At 71.6% G+C, this 715-nt stretch carries 2 pseudogenes; both read right to left on the minus strand.

What is annotated here, in order from left to right:
* A pseudogene (locus EAO77_RS41180) lies at nucleotides 1-300 on the minus strand (ABC transporter ATP-binding protein); the annotation flags it as partial.
* 115 nt (nucleotides 301-415) lie between these two features.
* A pseudogene (locus EAO77_RS41185) lies at nucleotides 416-715 on the minus strand (ATP-binding cassette domain-containing protein); the annotation flags it as partial.

The following is a 715-nucleotide window of genomic DNA, read 5'->3' on the forward strand; positions in this document are numbered from 1 at the left end:
CCGGTCGCCCGGGCCGAGCTGCCAGGTCACGTGCTGCAGCAGCACCTTGGGCCCGGCCTGGACGGTCACGTCCTCCAGGTCGAACACGGTCCTGCCGAGCCGGGCCGAGGCGAACTTCATCAGCTCGGACGTGTCACGCGGCGGCGGCACGTCGGCGATCAGCTCGTTCGCCGCCTCGATGCGGTAGCGCGGCTTGGAGGTCCGCGCGGGCGCTCCGCGCCGCAGCCAGGCGAGCTCCTTGCGCATCAGGTTCTGCCGCTTCGACTCCTCCGTGGCGGCGATGCGCTCGCGCTCGGCGCTCGTCTGCGTCACCCACGACCGCTGGTTCCTCGACCAGGTCTGCACCCGCATGTGGGACGTGCAGCGCGGTGACGTGTACGAGTACGAGGGCGGCTACAGCGACTACGTCTTCGCCCGCGCCGAGCGCCGGTTGCGCAGGTGCTGCGCCAGCCAGGCGATGCCCTCCACGTCCAGGTGGTTGGTCGGCTCGTCGAGGACGATCAGGTCCTGCTCGGCGATGAGCAGCTTCGCCAGCGCGATGCGGCGGCGCTCGCCGCCGGACAGCGGGCCGATCACCGTGTCGAGGCCCTGCGGGAACTGGGACAGGTCCAGGCCGTCGAAGAGGCCGGTCAGCACGTCGCGGATCTTGGCGTTGCCCGCCCACTCGTGGTCGGCGAGGTCGCCGATGACCTCGTGCCGGATGGTGGCCTCGGGG

The organism is Streptomyces sp. T39 (assembly GCF_008042045.1).
In the GTDB taxonomy this organism is placed as follows: domain Bacteria; phylum Actinomycetota; class Actinomycetes; order Streptomycetales; family Streptomycetaceae; genus Streptomyces.